We start from the raw sequence: 1,685 nt of genomic DNA, 5'->3' as shown, positions 1-1,685 counted from the left end.
CATACGCCAGGTTGTTGGGATTTACAGAGCTCGCGAGATCTTCCGGCGTTTCCGAAAGGATACAATCATCATCCAAGCGCAGCACCGGGCAGGCAGTCTCCTGTGCCGAGGAAGACAGCAGTACGGTCGCGCCGCTGTTCTCCAATAGGAACTGCACCCGCTCTGCGGGCTCCTGCGGCGATATCGGCAGATAGGCAGCTCCCGCTTTGAGCACACCGAGCAGCCCCATAGCCATATCCACGGATCGTTCGCACTGCACCGCAACAAGGCTTTCGGGCCCTGCACCGTAACTGAGCACGACTCTGGCAAGCCGGTTCGCCCGTTCGTTCAGTTCCCGGTAGGTCAGGGTATCCTCACCGCATACAACGGCCACGCGCTCCGGCGTCTTCGCCGCCTGCTCCTCGAACATCGCGTGCAGCGTGGTATGCGGCATTGGCACCCCTGCGCCGGTGTCGTTGAACTGCGCCAACAATTGCTCCTGCTCCGTAGCCGTGAGCAAGCTGACGCTTCCCAGCGTCATCTGCGGATCCCGGGTAACCTGGCGCAGAAGCTCTACAAAGTGACCGGCCCAACGCTCTATCGTGGCCCGTTCAAACAATACGGCAGCGAATTCCCAAGAGCAGCGCATGCCGTTCTCCTGTTCACTCACCGAAAGCGTCAGATCGAACTTGGCCGCGTCGGAATCGAACGGATACGGGGTGAGCTGCAGAGCGGGGAGCTCAAGCTCTGCCTGATCCATGTTCTGCAGCACGAGCATCGCATCGAAGAGCGGGTTGCGGCTCGTGTCGCGCTGCCGCACCACCCGCTCCACCAGTTCCTCGAACGGATAGTCCCCATGGTCGAAGGCTTCGAACGCCGTTTCCCTCACTTCCTGTAGATAGGCGGCAAAGCTCTTCTCCCCGGCCGGGTACGTCTGCAGTGCCAGTGTATTTACGAACATCCCCAGCATGCCTTCCAGATCTGCATGCGGCCGTCCCGCCACCGGCGAACCGACAATGACTTCTTCTTGCCCGCCAAGCCGCGCCAGCAGCGTGCTGTAGGCGGCCAGCAACACCATGTATACCGTAGCGCCGCTCTCGCGGGCCAGCCCGCGCAAGGCCGCCGCAAGCTCGCCGTCCAGCTCAACGTCCACCCGGCCGCCCTCGAAGCTGCGTACGGCCGGACGCGGATGATCAGCCGGCAGGCTCAGCACCGGCAGTTCGCCCGCAAACTGGTCCACCCAGTATGCTTCCAACTGCTCGTACGCCCGGCTGTCGGCGTAGTGTTCCCGCTGCCATACCGCATAATCTTTGTACTGTAAACGGAGCGGTTCCAATGCTTCCCCGGCGTACAGCTTCACAAATTCGTCTACCAAAATGCTCATCGATATGCCGTCCGAGACAATATGGTGCATATCGAACAACAGCAAGTGCCGCGCTTCGCCGAGACGTAGGACGGCCGTACGAAGCAGCGGGGCCTCGCCAAGGTCAAACGGACGAAGGAATGCACGGATGCGCTCCTCGGCTTTCCCTTCCTCCGCTTCCTCATAGGAAACCTCGAACATCGCCTGCTCCGCCACCCGCTGCACCGGTTCGCCGTCCACGATGGCAAACGAAGTACGCAGCGATTCATGGCGGGCGATGAGCGCTTGCAACGCCGCTTCCAGCCGTGCCCGATCCAGCGATCCTTCGAGCCGCAGCGCCACC

General features: G+C 61.7%; 1 protein-coding gene. It reads right to left on the bottom strand.

The features are described 5' to 3' along the window. Positions 1–1,685 (bottom strand): non-ribosomal peptide synthetase (locus tag A372_RS32505; protein WP_036702443.1); only part of this gene is annotated, 1,685 nt, incomplete at both ends.

Origin of the sequence: Paenibacillus sp. OSY-SE (assembly GCF_000283315.1) — a bacterium.
Taxonomy (GTDB): domain Bacteria; phylum Bacillota; class Bacilli; order Paenibacillales; family Paenibacillaceae; genus Paenibacillus_B; species Paenibacillus_B profundus.
Note: the sequence above shows the minus strand (reverse complement) of the source record. Positions and strands in the feature narration are given on the sequence as shown.